This is a genomic window from Gilvimarinus gilvus, assembly GCF_030518155.1.
GTDB classification, from domain to species: domain Bacteria; phylum Pseudomonadota; class Gammaproteobacteria; order Pseudomonadales; family Cellvibrionaceae; genus Gilvimarinus; species Gilvimarinus gilvus.
The window spans coordinates 1-351 of the sequence record NZ_JAULRU010000403.1; the positions used below are offsets into that span (position 1 = coordinate 1).

1 protein-coding gene is annotated in these 351 nt (G+C 49.3%); it reads left to right on the forward strand.

What is annotated here, in order from left to right; genetic code table 11:
* Window positions 1-351, forward strand: a 351-nt coding sequence (locus QWI17_RS06780) for a thioredoxin family protein (protein ID WP_302721766.1), incomplete at both ends; no start/stop codon positions are given.

The window sequence follows — 351 nt, forward strand, 5'->3', positions numbered from 1 at the left end:
TGATCACACAGGTGTTCACTCATCCTGATGTAAATACGCGTATGCGGCAGCGCTATGATCTGGTATCGCTGGATCTTTGGGGAGACCGTACGATCACGCTGCCCGATGATACTGAGCTGACAGAGAAAGCCTTAGCGGTAAAGCTCAAAGTGCAATATACCCCAACGCTGATCTTTCTTGATTCTGATGGCTCACCACAACTAAGAATCGATGGATACCGGCCAGTTGATACTTTTATCAGGCAGTTGGACCGGTTGCAGACAGCAACAAAGTCTGTGCCTTTTCAGGCAGAGACAGCAATCTCTTCCGAAGTGCTGGGTATCCCTTTAGGCAAGCCGGTAGCCATACGAT